The sequence below is a fragment of the Bacillus sp. z33 genome (assembly GCF_058313615.1).
This window is the reverse complement of the sequence record NZ_JBZFQN010000004.1, coordinates 198652-212761: the sequence shown is the minus strand read 5'-3', so window position 1 is coordinate 212761 and position 14110 is coordinate 198652. Positions and strand designations below refer to the sequence as shown.

General features: G+C 37.1%; 13 protein-coding genes, 1 pseudogene and 1 riboswitch. Of the genes and pseudogenes, 3 read left to right on the top strand and 11 right to left on the bottom strand.

The annotated features are described in order from the left end of the window. Window positions 1-16 precede the first annotated feature (16 nt). The gene (locus tag AC4G3L_RS15610) at window positions 17-2776 is read right to left on the bottom strand and encodes a dynamin family protein (protein ID WP_491077914.1); all 2760 of its coding nucleotides are present in this window, start codon (window positions 2774-2776) and stop codon (window positions 17-19) included. 325 nt (window positions 2777-3101) lie between these two features. Beyond that, window positions 3102-3920, bottom strand: a complete 819-nt coding sequence (gene nadE, locus AC4G3L_RS15605; protein ID WP_491077913.1) for an NAD(+) synthase — start codon at window positions 3918-3920, stop codon at window positions 3102-3104. 399 nt (window positions 3921-4319) lie between these two features. On the opposite strand from nadE, the gene AC4G3L_RS15600 reads away from it, so the two are divergent. The 3 genes from AC4G3L_RS15600 (at window position 4320) to AC4G3L_RS15590 (ending at window position 6213) form a co-directional block, all read left to right on the top strand. Further along, window positions 4320-4850, top strand: coding sequence for a DoxX family membrane protein (locus tag AC4G3L_RS15600; protein WP_491077912.1), 531 nt, complete (start codon window positions 4320-4322; stop codon window positions 4848-4850). Window positions 4851-5065: 215 nt separating this feature from the next. After that, window positions 5066-5110, top strand: a riboswitch (PreQ1 riboswitch). A gap of 9 nt (window positions 5111-5119) precedes the next feature. Further along, window positions 5120-5605 (top strand): QueT transporter family protein, encoded by a 486-nt coding sequence (locus tag AC4G3L_RS15595; RefSeq protein WP_491077911.1) that lies wholly within the window; start codon window positions 5120-5122, stop codon window positions 5603-5605. Between the two features lie 173 nt (window positions 5606-5778). Further along, complete coding sequence (locus AC4G3L_RS15590) at window positions 5779-6213, top strand: ferritin-like domain-containing protein (RefSeq protein WP_491077910.1); 435 nt, start codon at window positions 5779-5781, stop codon at window positions 6211-6213. Window positions 6214-6294: 81 nt separating this feature from the next. Here AC4G3L_RS15590 and AC4G3L_RS15585 read toward each other — a convergent pair whose 3' ends face one another. The 9 genes and pseudogenes from AC4G3L_RS15585 to AC4G3L_RS15545 form a co-directional block, all read right to left on the bottom strand. After that, window positions 6295-7002, bottom strand: a complete 708-nt coding sequence (locus AC4G3L_RS15585; protein WP_491077909.1) for a DUF5068 domain-containing protein — start codon at window positions 7000-7002, stop codon at window positions 6295-6297. A gap of 610 nt (window positions 7003-7612) precedes the next feature. Continuing rightward, window positions 7613-8413: a DUF368 domain-containing protein gene (locus AC4G3L_RS15580; protein ID WP_491077908.1), complete on the bottom strand. Its 801-nt coding sequence runs from the start codon at window positions 8411-8413 to the stop codon at window positions 7613-7615. A gap of 236 nt (window positions 8414-8649) precedes the next feature. Beyond that, window positions 8650-9630: a quinone oxidoreductase family protein gene (locus AC4G3L_RS15575; protein WP_491077907.1), complete on the bottom strand. Its 981-nt coding sequence runs from the start codon at window positions 9628-9630 to the stop codon at window positions 8650-8652. A gap of 19 nt (window positions 9631-9649) precedes the next feature. Further along, the gene (locus AC4G3L_RS15570) at window positions 9650-9931 is read right to left on the bottom strand and encodes an enoyl-CoA hydratase/isomerase family protein (RefSeq protein ID WP_491077977.1); all 282 of its coding nucleotides are present in this window, start codon (window positions 9929-9931) and stop codon (window positions 9650-9652) included. Window positions 9932-9990: 59 nt separating this feature from the next. Further along, window positions 9991-10227: pseudogene (locus tag AC4G3L_RS15565) on the bottom strand (2-phosphosulfolactate phosphatase); the annotation flags it as partial. A 1-nt stretch (window position 10228) separates the two neighbouring features. After that, on the bottom strand, window positions 10229-11299 hold the full coding sequence (locus AC4G3L_RS15560) for a phosphotransferase family protein (RefSeq protein ID WP_491077906.1): 1071 nt from the start codon (window positions 11297-11299) through the stop codon (window positions 10229-10231). 31 nt (window positions 11300-11330) lie between these two features. Beyond that, window positions 11331-11732: an acyl-CoA thioesterase gene (locus AC4G3L_RS15555; RefSeq protein ID WP_491077976.1), complete on the bottom strand. Its 402-nt coding sequence runs from the start codon at window positions 11730-11732 to the stop codon at window positions 11331-11333. Window positions 11733-11884: 152 nt separating this feature from the next. Then, window positions 11885-12454 (bottom strand): TetR/AcrR family transcriptional regulator, encoded by a 570-nt coding sequence (locus tag AC4G3L_RS15550; protein ID WP_491077905.1) that lies wholly within the window; start codon window positions 12452-12454, stop codon window positions 11885-11887. A gap of 35 nt (window positions 12455-12489) precedes the next feature. Then, window positions 12490-14100: a long-chain-fatty-acid--CoA ligase gene (locus tag AC4G3L_RS15545; protein WP_491077904.1), complete on the bottom strand. Its 1611-nt coding sequence runs from the start codon at window positions 14098-14100 to the stop codon at window positions 12490-12492. Between the last annotated feature and the right edge of the window lie 10 nt (window positions 14101-14110).

The window sequence follows — 14110 nt, the reverse complement described above, 5'->3', positions numbered from 1 at the left end:
TTGAGTCACCTTTTTTTTATCTAGTTATGGCTTGAACTTCTTTTTGGCCAATCAAGATCCATTCGTACTGACGTAAGCGCAATTCGTATAACTTTAATGGATCGCGATATAATTCCGGTTGAGAACGCATTTTCTCAAGCACAATGTTGTGCTCCGCAATTTGCTCATTCGTATTAGTAATGGCTCCAATCATCACTTCTTTTGGATCTGCAAAGAACATGGCTACATCCCGAGTAATCGATTTTTCAAACATATCAAATTGCAACAAGAATTTATCTGCAATCAATTGAGCGACCTCTGTGTAATCCTGTGTTTCAATTAAAGTTGTATACTTATTGTACAGAACACTTTTATTCGCAATCGAACCAAACAACATTCCTGCACCCTTCAACAATAATTGCTGTGGGGTATGGCGAAGTAGAATATTAATGGTTTCCATTTGTACTCCGCTTGTCATTCTGTTTGCGTCTCTGCGCCAATCATCCAATACTCTAAAATCACACTCTAATCTCATACGGTCTTCACGATAAATGGCATTAAAGCTTTCCGCCATCTCGGTTAAATAAGCCTGGCTTTCCTTCAATTCTACTTCAGCCTCTGTAATCCATTCCTTTAGAGAGTAAAAATACTTAGGCAAAATAGTTGTATCTATATATTCTTGAATCCGTAGATTCATTTTTTCATTTAATTCAACATGAATTGTACGGAAATCACTATCCTCCGTAAGTAAATCTTTGCTGGCACGCAGAATTTTCGGCACGGCTGCCTCCACATCCAGACGAATTACTTCTTTTCTTTGTTTAAATGATTTACGTAACAATACGGCCTTTTCTTTTTCCAAATCATCCATCTGATTTTTGGCACCATTTAGTTTAGCCAAAAGATCCTCATTCCAGTGAATAGATTCTATTAAACTTTCTTCCCTTTCCAAACGTTGATCCAACAAGTTAGAAATGGTATCCCGTACAAAGTGCAGCAGTTTAGCCGTTCGGACGTTTTCCGTAAACCTACTTGTCAAATTCATTTGTATAAACTCAGCAAAATCGGATAGCTGCCTATTGCCCCTGTAATGGGCCGAATGGGCAAATATTTTTGCATTTGGCAAATAAGGGTTAATTTTTGACCATGCTTCATCTACTATACGAATGGCTTCCTGATCATTATGGACAAGATCCATCTTATTCAATAAGAAGTGAATTGGCAGATCAGGTACCTGTTCATGAATCTTCATGACGATTTCCCGTTCTTTATTCGTAAACGGATCATTTACATCCAATACAAGCAAAAGACTGTCTGCCATATTCAAATAACGACGTATCTCATGCATTTTATTATTCGCGATACTGAATCCCGGAGTATCAATAATTGCAATTTGGTTATCACTCAAAAATTTACTCTGCAGTTGATACTCAATGATACTTAAATCAGAGCTCATCAAGCTACGATCCATCACTTTTTCTTCTAATTCTTCCAGTGTAAGTGGATTAATTGAAGAATTTGTTACTTCCACAATCTTTTCTTCTTCTGCATTTTTATACATGATAGCTGAAGAGGTCGGTTGGTCAAATAGCTCCTCACCTATAATAGAATGAATCAAAGCAGATTTACCGCTTCCACTTGTTCCAGCAATCATAATATGCTGTACATGAACATCTAACAGTTCATCAATTATCCATTTATCTCTTTCACTCACAGCAAGATTATTTTCAACTGCCCATTGATCGATTTCTTCAAATAGACGCACACTATCTTCCAGACCATTCCGGTTATTTTCAGCCTTCATTAAGACTCTCTCAGCTTTATCAATATCCATTTGTCCAATAGCAGCCGGGAAATTATCATTCCATGCCAATACAGCAGAAGAAGCTAGAAGAGCATGGTGCCTATCTGCAATACGAAGCCAATTGCGTAATAAACTTGGCACTAATCCTTTTAAAGATTTTAGTGGTTTTTCTCCATTAATTAATTCGAAATATCCCTCTTTAAATAAAGCGGATAAATCAGACCATGGTTCGGCATGAATAAATTCCAGATCCTGCAGTAAATCATTGAATCCCTGAACCCAGGACAAATAAGCTGGCTCACCCTTATAGCTGTTCCAAAGAGATACAGCTAGCTGTTCGAAATGGGTGCTGTCAATGGAATAAAGTTGGTGTAAAACTTGATAAAAATAGCCGGGTTCCATATTCTTCGTTACACCCTGGTTAATATAGGACTTCAGGACATCATACCAAATTAAAGACTCGGTACGGATAGATTCATTGACTGCAAGTTCAACTGCGCTATACCAATCTTGTTGATTCTCAAAAAATGAACGTGCGATTTCTGTCACTTGAGAATCATCAGGATTTAATTTAACAACCTTTTTAATGGTTCTGTCAGCCATTTCTGTTTTATTCAATTTTATGTAAAGTGCAAATAACTGTAATCCAACCTCGGTATTCAATATAATCGATTCTGTTTCAATAGATTTATAAAGCTCTTCCGCATTAGAATACATAGCCAATTCAAAATATGCATCCGCCATATTCTTTTTAGCCCATGGTTTTAAATCATCACTAACTTTTTCCCACTTAAAAATAGAAGCTTCGTAATCTTTATGATGAAAATAAATCTCTCCCTGAGCAAATCTTAATATTGATAACTCAGGTAGTTCTTTTTGTTGTTCTGCCAGTAATTCTTCACTTATTATAAGCAACGGGTTCGCCGCATTATCATTCATTAATAAGGTCTTATATAAGGACTTTTCTATCAAGTTATTTTCATTATTCATCATACGACCCCTCCCTGGTTCATTTATATAAATTGGATTTTCTATAATACTTTATAACTTATATAGTGTAATAAAATTTGATTGCAAAATGATTTCTGTTAAATTTCATCTTCAATACATTATGAAAGTATTATGGAATAATTGTCATATTTGAAATACTATACTTATAGATTATATCCTATACCCATTATAAAATAACTAAAACTATTACATCCCTTAATTGTTTCTTATTTATTATATCAATATATTTTACCTTATGGCATGATTCAATTTATTCACGAAAAAACAAGCCCATGACTATAAAAATCACAGGCTTACCTTTGGTTGTTTATTTCCACCAATTATCGTGTATACTTGCTGGCATTTGGCGTTTATGTTCTGTTTTTAAATATTGCTTTTCAATTTTCAGAGCAGCTTCAGGATCTACTTTGCGACCTTCCAAATAGTCATCAATCGTTTCATACGTTAAGCCGAGCTCTGTTTCGTCCGCTTGCTGCGGTTTATTGTCAAGTAAATCAGCAGTCGGCACTTTCATATATAGTCTTTCCTCTGCCCCTAATTCTTTAAGTAATTCTCTGCCCTGACGTTTAGATAGTCCGGATAACGGAAGAATATCAGCCCCACCATCTCCATATTTTGTATAAAATCCAGTTACTGCCTCAGCAGCATGATCTGTACCCACTACGAGAAGGCCATTTTGTCCACCAACCGCATATTGCGCAATCATACGAAGTCTTGCCTTTACATTCCCTTTGTTAAAGTCAGTTAATGCCTCATCTGTTGCTTCTCTATATTGATCGGTAATCGCATCGACTGTAGATTTTACATTAAAAGTTACACTTTCATCCGGTTTAATAAACTGAAGGGCAAGCTGTGCATCATCTTCATCATGCTGTACTCCATATGGAAGTCTAACAGCAACAAATTTGGCTGCAAATCCTTCTTCACGCAGTTCTTCCACCGCTAATTGGACAAGGCGTCCTGCTAAAGTAGAATCCTGCCCACCACTTATCCCAAGAACAAATCCTTTTGCTCCGCTCTTCTTTAAGTAATTTTTTAAGAACCCAACTCTGTTTATAATTTCTTCTTTTGGGTTTATTTGCGGTTTAACATGTAAAGCTTCAATAATAACTGATTGTAAGCTCATTCCCATTCCTCCTTAAAAATCCTATACTATTCCTTTTCCTTAAAAGTACTTAGTCTAATCATTTATATTAAATATATTTTACTCTTATATAAGAAATTTATAAAAGGGGTAATTTTATTAAAGTTCCATAAACAAACGATATGGCTCTGAATAAATCTTGGTAACCATCTTTATAAGATTGTCTACCCCGCAAAGTTTGTGAAGAAATGCACAATATCACATTTGTAAAGTTATTTTCAGTATTAACTCAAAAGATTCACATGTTTTTGTACAAATAATGAAATGCAGGGATAATGTGCCACAAGATGTGTTGAATGGTATATAAATAAGGAGAAGAAAGTTATTGGCACTAACAACCGCGGATTAGAGCCAGTTAAATCCATATAGGAGTGATTAAAAATGATGAATTGGTTACGCACGAATAAATACGCTTCCGGAATATTATTACTCATTAGACTATACCTTGGATATGAATGGATGATTCATGGATTCGAAAAAATTAAAGGCGGAGCATTTGATGCCTCTGGATTCCTTGGAAATATTGTTGCCAATCCTGTAGCGGGGCCAGAAGGAGGAGCACTATATCCAATCTACGGTGCTTTCATCGAAAAATTTGCCATTCCGAATGTCGGTTTGATCAATATCTTAATTCCATGGGGTGAATTTTTAGTCGGACTCGGATTATTGCTTGGTGTTTTAACAACCACTGCCGCTTTCTTTGGCTTATTGATGAACTTTATGTTTCTTTTCGGCGGAACGGTATCTACTAACCCACTATACATTTTACTTGGAATGATTATTTTGGTAGCAGGTGCAAATGCTGGTCGCTTTGGCGGAGATTATTACATTCTTCCTTGGATTCGTAAAACAATCTTTAAAAAGGATGACGTAAAGCCCGTTAACACAAAAAAATTAACTCCAAGTCATTAATTGGAGACACTAAGTATACATGGCGCCGAGATAATTCTCGACGTTTTTTTTTCTAAAAGGTCCATTTCATTACATTGAACTTAGCTGAAATAGCTCAATTAATTTTAATATAAAATATCCTATTCAAGCGATCCACAGTTGAATGCTGGCACATGGAATTTCCTGTTGACTGTACACCTTATTTTGCTTATGATTATTTGGTATCTTCGGGTATACCGAACGTGGTTCGTAACCATCCCACGATAAAAAACTAAGGGAGAGATTTAAAAATGAATATTAGAACACTTGCTGTAAACGGTGTATTAGCGGCACTCTATATTGCTGTTACCATGATTGTACAGCCGATTGCATTTTCGAACTTTCAGTTTCGAGTTCCAGAAATATTAAACCATCTGATTGTATTTAATAAAAAATACTTCTTTGGAATTGTGATAGGGGTATTTTTATCCAACCTCTTTTTCTCACAATTACTAGCCTACGATTTAGTATTTGGTGTAGGCCACTCCATCCTATCATTAACCATCACAATTCTGATTTGCCGATTTATTCATAACATTTGGGCAAGAATGATTATAAACACACTTGTGTTTACTTTTATGATGTTCATAATTGCTTTTCAGTTAAATCTTGCCTTTCAATTCCCATTCTGGATTACGTGGGCAACAACAGCTATTGGGGAATTTGTAGTTATGGCAATTGGCGCTCCAATCATGTATTCATTAAACAAGCGTATTCATTTTTCGAAATTAATTTAACCATACTATTTATCAGCTTGATCCTTCTTGGATCAAGCTTTTTTATATGTAAATTTATGTAGTATGTCAAATAATCTTAAACATTTCTAAATTTTGTCACGAAAAGGATGCTTAATATGTAGAAAAGTAGGGTATCTTTGAATTATAGACAAGTAGAAGGAGTGAATTTTGGAATGGACGCAAAATTAAAAGAATTAATTGATGGGTTAAACGAAGATTTAGCTAATGAATATGCTGCATCTATTATGTATTCAAACTACGCAGCTTTAGTATCCGGTTTGTACAGACAAACTTTAAAACCTTTCTTTCAAAGTGAAATAGCCGATGAACAAGGCCATGCCTTATATCTTGCAGAAAAAATTAGTACATTAGGTGGAACTCCAACTGTCACACCAGCCAAAGTCAAACAAACTACTGATGTAAAAGTTATGCTTGAATCTGCCTATCAGGCTGAAAAAGATACAATCGACCGTTATGAAACTCGTAAGAAACAAGCGGAAGAATTAGGTTTAACTGAATTAGTTGTGAAACTTGAAGATTTAATTACAGATGAAACAGGTCATATGGAAGAATTAGGCCGTATTCTCAGCGACTCCAAATTTGACTGAATTTAATTTTAAAAAGCTATATAAAGAACCGCAATCCTATTTATACAGGATTGCGGTTCTTTTAGTCTCTATTGCCTAATCTTATTCTGGGACAGGGATATTAAATTCTGCTTTTTTACCTTTAAATAGATCCTTCCCGTCACTATCCCGGAATGGACCGAATTCCATTTTTAATTTTTTGGTTATAGCAAACATATCCTTATCCATTAAAAATACATGAAGCATTTCTCCTGATGCTCCGGCAGCGATAACCTCTCTTTGTTGTTCCGTCTCCATACTGGACTGAGATATATAGGAAAATTGATTATCATTTCCCCTTAAAAATGAGCTTATTGAAGATAAATTCAATGGCTGATCAGAATTATTCTCGAGCTTTAAATTCATTGTAAGTGCCACGACGCCAGTTTCACTGTATTTTTCAAACTTTGATTTCGTCGCCTCAGATGGCGTTATTTCCGTAAACTGTATGCCTTCTAAAGTAATATTTACCTTGTCAATTTGTTTAGTTTTATTCATTTTTAAATTTTCGTAGAGTATTTTTTTCACAGCCATCTTATCGGAAGTCAAACGATCTGGATACAGACTGGGTTGAGATGTACCCTTTTTTGTTCCTTCTTCTCCTTTAGCCGCTACTCTTCCCTTTGTTTCTTTATTCTTAACACTTACTTCTTCCCTAGTAGCACTCTTTTTAAAATTTTCATCTTTTGACTTTTCTTGTCCGCTTTCACATGCTGTAATGATTAAAATTAAACATGCCATATATATGAGCCTTAATCTATTCTTCACCATTCATTCCCCCTATAAATACATGTATATTTCCATTTTAAAGTAATTGTTATACAAACACCTCTAAAATATTTAATATTCTAATAATGGTAAATTAGAAATATACTCGTATATCAGATAAGAATAGGGTTCTTAATGCCTATAATTGCGTACACAAGTACGTAATCATTGATTAGGACTAGATATACCTTTTATAGTCATATTTTGTAAAATAAAAAAAGAGGATGGGACATAACTTATAAACGATCCTGAAAAGACGAACGATATCTAATTTATCGGCTAAGTTACTTATTCAAGAGTTAAGTTGGAAGAAAAGTTCGTTCCATTGCGCACTTACTCCACTCGCTTTCCGCGGGGAAGAAGGCTTTAGCCTCCTCGGCTACGCCTTGCTCAAGTCTCAGCCTTTCCTCTACTTCCCGCAGGAGTCGGTGGCTTCCGTTCCAGGCCACTAAGTTTAATAATGGTAAACAGTAGGAACCAATCTATTGAAAACAAATAAAAATCCAAACTATAGGCGAAATATTTATTAAAATATCACCTACTAGTTCGGATTTATCATTGAATGAAATACTTATGTCCCAGTCTCTTTTTCTTCCTAGCCTATTCACTTTCATTACTTAGTAAAGAGTTTAGTTACCAAAATACCTGCCAAAAAAGTTATACAGCATAGCAGAATAGTAACTGATCCTGTTGGTAATCCAGGAACGATGACAAATATCGATCCAATAATTAACCCCATTATCACCGCAAATGTCATATGCGGATATTCCCTCAGTAAATAGCTAATCGCTTTACTGCTCACAATAAATCCAACCGCTGCTCCAGCCCCTACAATAATAATGATGGTAAAGTTTAAGTTTGATAATGCCGAGATGACAGTTGAATAGACACCAAGCAATAGCAAAATAAACGAGCCGCTAATACCCGGTAGAAGCATGGCCATACTTGCAAGCCAGCCGGAAAGGAATAATCCCAGAGCAGATAATAGTGTTACATCAGATATGACAATGGATTCATTCGGCTTCAAAAAACCGAGAGCTGCCATCATGATTGCGACCAAAATGACAACCAATATATGCTTGCCGGTAAAATGTTTTTTCACCTCTGCCTGTTTCACAATAAATGGCAATACACCGATAATTAATCCTACAAAAAAGAATTGTGTCGGTTCATGATGATGTTCCAACAAATAATCAATCAATCGACTAAACGTCAATATAGTAAACCCCATACCGAGTGCCAGTGGCAATAAAAATCCAAGATGACTTCTCCAATCCCGGCTGAAAAAACCACTGATTGATAATAATAGGCGATCGTATATACCTAATATAAACGCTATAGTTCCTCCACTTACACCAGGTATTAAATCACTGATTCCCATTAACATGCCACGATATATATTTTTCCATTCCACTATTTTTCAGTCCTTATATTTTATTTCACTATAATAGTTTACAAAATATAACCCTGTAAAAACAATGGCACATAAATACAAATTATATACTCCTTAATGAATTTTGATCTCACTTTAAATATATATGGATATCATTTATTTAGGTTCATGTATAATCTATCATTTTCTTAATTTAACAAAGTAGCAAACTTATTGTATAACTTAGCTTACTTTCGCCGCATATTTCTTCCTTTTGATTAACGCCGAACTTCCAATATCACTTTACCAGTTGTCTTTCGCGCTTGCAGTAACTCATGAACTTTTGCAGCTTCCTCTATAGGATGGACTTCACCAATAATCATCTTTATATTTCCGTCTTCTAAAAGAGAAAAAAGCTCATGCATACTCGGTAGCAATAGTTCTGGTTTCCTCATTATTTGCGGAAGGAAAAATCCAATGACGGATTGATTTCGTGCCATCAAAGATGATGGATGCATAATGGCCTGTTCTCCACTTGCCACTCCGTATATAACCAATCTCCCAAAGGTAGCTAAACATTTAAGCGTATCCTCAAAAATATTTCCCCCAGCCATTTCAAGCGCGACATTGACTCCGCGGCCATCTGTCGCTTCAAGCACTTCTTTATGCCAGCCCTCATTGGTATAATTGATACACACATCAGCTCCCAGAGAACGTGCAAGCTCCAACTTATCGTCCGTGCTGGCTGTAGCTATAACCTTACCAGCGCCCATTAATTTAGCCAATTGGACAGCAATAGTCCCAACACCTCCAGCAGCCGCATGAACTAGTACAGTTTCATCTTTTTGCAGACGACCCATTGTTTTTAAAATATGGTAGGCGCTCAAACCCTGAAGTGGCAGGGAAACCGCTTCTTTCAAATCTTGTTCTTCTTTCAGGATAATCACGGACCGAGCATCTGCAATAGCGTATTCAGCATATCCCCCAGATTCAATTAGCGTGACCACTCTTGCTCCAATATTTACGTTTGTCACTTCTGCACCAGTTTCGACCACAACCCCGGCAACTTCTGCCCCAGGCACAAAAGGAAGCTTGGTTGGTACAACATATTGGCCCTCACGTCTGGCTGTATCTGCATAATTCACACCAACTAAATGTATTTCAATTAATACGTCATGCGGACCAGGTTTCGGTCGATCTAATTCGACTATCTCTAAAACTTCTGGTCCTCCGTATTCAGTAAATTGTATGGCTTTCATATAACATACATCCTTTCTCCTATTTGCCGGTAAATTGCGGTTTTCTTTTTTCTTTAAAGGCAGCTACACCTTCATGATGATCCTCTGTGGCTATCATCATCGTTTGAGTGATGCGTTCTCTCTCCAGGACATCTTCGAGGGTAGCTGTAAAAGAATAATCAACCAGTTTTTTCATTTGTCCATATGCTTTTCCTGGACCGTAGGATAGCATGGTCGCATATTGAATCGCTTCATCACGTAAAGCTTCCAAAGGTACAAGTTTATTAATGACCCCAAGATCATATAAACGTTCTGCCGGTATAGGTTCAGCTGAAAAGAAGAATTGTTTGGAACGGGACCTGGATAAATAAAGCCATCGATAGGTTTGGCATGTAATTCCCCGGCCATCAACGCCTGTCCGTTCTCAAATTGTCTGCTTACTTTAATAGCTTCTTCCGGATTAAGAACCGGAATAACCTCCGTTGCACCATGCTGTAACGCTGTTACGATTGTGGTTGTAGCCAGGAGAATATCTAATACAACAGCTATCTTTTTGCCTGAGGCCAGTTTTTCAGGTGAAATATCTTCCTTAGTCAGTAAGACATGTACTTTCCGCATATTACTGGTCCCTTGTAAGTGAATAAGCATGCTCGATTAATGTTTTTACATACTTATCAAAGTCGGCAAATCTCGGATCCTTTGTTTGACCATTATGATAGCGATAGTAGATTTGCTGACATATCCCTGCTAATTTGAAATAAGCGAATGTCAAATAAAAATTCATATTGGTGATATCACGGCCACTTTGTCTGGCATATTCGGAGATAAATTGCTCCCTTGTATAAAATCCATCCCAAATCGTAACAGATGGCTTCCCTAACCCTTTCTTCAATAAATCAGGTTCATCTCCCTCTGTCCAATAACTCATAGCTACTCCTAGATCTGCGAGCGGATCCCCGACCGTAGTCATTTCCCAGTCAAATAGACCGACCATTTCTGATCCATCGTCCGTAAACATCGCGTTATTTAATTTGTAGTCATAATGAATAATCGAAGCATCACTTGAAGCTGGAACGTGATTAATTAACCACTTCTCCAAATCTTGTACATTTGGAATATCATGTGTTTTCGCTCGTTCATAACGTACTATCCATCCATTTGTCTGTCTTTCCATAAAACCATCAGGCTTGCTGATTTCTTTAAACTTTGTCTCCTGATAGGGGATGTTATGAAGCTGAACAAGCCGTCTTACCATTTCCTGTGATAAATTTTGAAAAAGTTCATGGGAAGGTTTAATACTTTCAGGAATGGATGTATCAAATACAAAACCTTGCTTTCGTTCCATAATAAAAAATGGACTTCCGACAACATGCTCATCACCTGAATATAGGATTGTTCTTGGGGCCGGATTAAAAAGAGGATGCACTTCTGATAGGATGCTATATTCTCTTTGCATATCATGGGCTTTTGGAGCCACAGGTCCAAGCGGCGGTTTCCTTAAAACAGCTTCCCAAGTTCCTATTTTCAATTGATACGTTAAGTTTGAATGACCTGCCGAGAATTGTTCAATTTCCAGGTTTCCTTCTGGCAAATCGTTAATCTTACTCCGCAGAAATGTTTCAAGGACAGACAGCTTAAATTCTTCTCCACTTCGTACGGGAATCGTATCTTTACTTACTCTTTGGGTCATGCCTATCCCACCTTTTCAAAAATCGGACTCATTATGCAGCTTTGATCAGACTCAGCAGTCTATCTTTAAGCAATTCAGGAATCGGTTCACTTTCCTGTTTATCAAAATTAAACTGAACAAGGATTGCATTCCCTTTGGCAATCGGACTACCGGTTTGTGCACAAGAAATATCATGTTCAAGCTGGAAGCTCTTTGTTCCCACTCTTGATACAGTCGTAGTGATTTTTAGTATTTGGTCAAAATAGGCTTGAGAGAGAAAATCACACTTAGTCGATGCCAGAATGAATGACCAGTTTTTCATTTTCATATCTATCTCTATTTCTTTTAAAAAATGCAGACGTGCTTCCTCCAAATAAATGAAATAGCTTGTATTATTCACATGTCCCAATGCATCTGTTTCTGAAAAACGGACTGTAACCGTTGTTTCCATGATGACCTCCTATTCTATTGTTCTAAACCTACTCTGAGAACAAGCGCCTTCCCTTACTTGCATAACATCTTTAAAAATATCTCCATGACAATTCAATTTGATTCCCCCTACCAGCTGCTTAACCGAACTTCAATAAAAAAAAGGAGTATTGCTTTCTACTCCCCTATTTCAATTCCTTTCATAATCATTTCAACGAACATATCAGCTATATCGTTTTCAGAAATAGCTCCTTCAGGATTAAACCATTGATAACTCCAGTTCAAAATACCAAGAATACCAAATGTAATGATGGAAGGGTTTAGAGTTGGACGTAATTCGCCCGTCTCTATTCCCTGCTTCATTAAATTTTCAATATTAAATCGAAATTGGTCACGCTTCGGGATAATTTCCTCAAGCTTATCGTCAGACAGGATCTTCATTTCTCGAAAGAACACTTTTGCACTTAACCCATTAGTTCTAATATCGCTGATTAATAATGAAGCGATATCCTGTATTTTTTGCCGACACGTTTTCATTGGAGCATTCACTATTTCTTCCTGTCTTTCAATTAATCCATTAATATAGTCGAGATGAATATTCATCAATAATTCTTCTTTACTTGCAAAATAGTAATAAAAGGTTCCCTTGGTAACACCCAAAGAATCAACAATATCCTGTATGGATGTTTCCGCAAAGCCCTTTCTTTCAAATAAAGAAATACTGGTGTTCGTTAATTTTTGTTTCATCCTCAGGACTCCACTTCTTGTGTATTGATGGCGTCCTACTTTGTTTGAATTTCTTCTCTCAGTGCCCGGCGAAGTATTTTTCCGACATTAGTCTTTGGTAATTCATGACGAAATTCTACAATCGTCGGTACTCGATAGGCTGCCATATTATTTTTGCAGTATCCAATGATTTCTTTTTCTGTAGCTGACTCATTCGCTTTTAAAACGATAATAGCCTTAACTGTTTCTCCTCGATATTCATCCGGTACACCAATCACAACGGCCTCTTGTATCGAAGGATGCTCATAAAGGACCTCTTCTACATCACGCGGATAGATATTATAGCCTCCTGCAATAATAAGATCCTTTTTACGGTCAACAATTGATAAGTATCCATCTTCATCCAGCTTGGCAATGTCCCCTGTAAATAACCATCCATCACGCAGAGCATTAGCCGTTTCTTCAGGCATATTCCAGTATCCCTTCATAACCTGTGGACCTTTGACAATTAATTCTCCCAATTCGCCTACCGGGACTTCTTCTGTTCCTGTAGCAACATCCACAATTTTACAATCGGTGGATGGATAGGCAATTCCAACTGTCCCTGATTTACGAATTCCGAATGAGGGATTGCAATGAGTTACCGGTGATGCCTCCGAAAGGCCATATCCCTCCAAAATTTTAGCACCTGTTTTTGATTCATATTCTTTCATTAATTCCAATGGCATCGGGGCACTTCCGCTATTGCAAACTTTAATACTGTCAATTCCATATTCCTGTGCTTTCGGATGAGCATTGATTGCCACGTACATGGTTGGTACGCCAGGGAAAATAGTCGGCTTCTCCTGTTTAATCGTTTGAAGAACCTCTTCAAGGTCAAAACGCGGCAGCAATATATTTTCGCTGGCCATTAAAATACATCCATTCATACAGGCTGTCATGCCAAATACGTGGAATAATGGGATGACAGTCAAATACCGCTCCTTACCACGCTCTACAATTTGTTTGAAAAATTCCTTTGTTTGATACATATTAGCCACTAAATTTTGATGAGTGAGCATAGCTCCTTTTGAACGCCCCGTCGTTCCCCCTGTATATTGCAGCACGGCAACATCATGGATCGGATCAATGGCCGCCGGATCTACCGGAGTTACCGTTTCAGAGATAAATTGCTCAAATGTACGATCTGTTCCGAAATCTGCCACGGACGGCTGCAGACTGACTACAATAATATTTTTGAGATTCGTAGAGGATTGAACTGATTTAACGGTTTGATAGAATGCATCCATGACTACAATCGTTTCAGCACCGGAATCGTTCAATATATATTCCAGTTCACGGGCTACTAACATAGGGTTAATTTGAGTGACAATCCCTCCCACCATTAAAGTCCCATAATAGGCAATCACGTACTGAGGACAGTTTGGCAGCATAATTGCTACTCTGTCACCTTTTTTCACACCATTATTCTGAAGCGCTGCTGCGAATCGATTCGCTGTTCCTGAAAGTTCTTGGTAGGTCATTTTTCTTCCAAAGAATGAGAGGGCATTATTTGTAGGGTATTGAATGGTCGTTTCATGAAGAATGTCTGGGAGTGATTTATTTGGAATGTTAATCTCAGATGCTATACCTTCCGGATATTGCGTAAGCCAAGCTTTTTTTTCCATAGTCAAATCT

Bases quoted from the DNA above. Each gene is read 5' to 3' on its own strand.
- AC4G3L_RS15550 (WP_491077905.1), bottom strand. From the start codon at position 12,454: ATGAAACAAAAATTAACGAACACCAGTATTTCTTTATTTGAAAGAAAG.
- AC4G3L_RS15585 (WP_491077909.1), bottom strand. From the start codon at position 7,002: ATGGTGAAGAATAGATTAAGGCTCATATATATGGCATGTTTAATTTTA.
- AC4G3L_RS15595 (WP_491077911.1), top strand. From the start codon at position 5,120: ATGAATATTAGAACACTTGCTGTAAACGGTGTATTAGCGGCACTCTAT.
- AC4G3L_RS15590 (WP_491077910.1), top strand. From the start codon at position 5,779: ATGGACGCAAAATTAAAAGAATTAATTGATGGGTTAAACGAAGATTTA.
- AC4G3L_RS15575 (WP_491077907.1), bottom strand. From the start codon at position 9,630: ATGAAAGCCATACAATTTACTGAATACGGAGGACCAGAAGTTTTAGAG.
- AC4G3L_RS15610 (WP_491077914.1), bottom strand. From the start codon at position 2,776: ATGATGAATAATGAAAATAACTTGATAGAAAAGTCCTTATATAAGACC.
- AC4G3L_RS15600 (WP_491077912.1), top strand. From the start codon at position 4,320: ATGATGAATTGGTTACGCACGAATAAATACGCTTCCGGAATATTATTA.
- AC4G3L_RS15545 (WP_491077904.1), bottom strand. From the start codon at position 14,100: ATGGAAAAAAAAGCTTGGCTTACGCAATATCCGGAAGGTATAGCATCT.
- nadE (WP_491077913.1), bottom strand. From the start codon at position 3,920: ATGAGCTTACAATCAGTTATTATTGAAGCTTTACATGTTAAACCGCAA.
- AC4G3L_RS15560 (WP_491077906.1), bottom strand. From the start codon at position 11,299: ATGACCCAAAGAGTAAGTAAAGATACGATTCCCGTACGAAGTGGAGAA.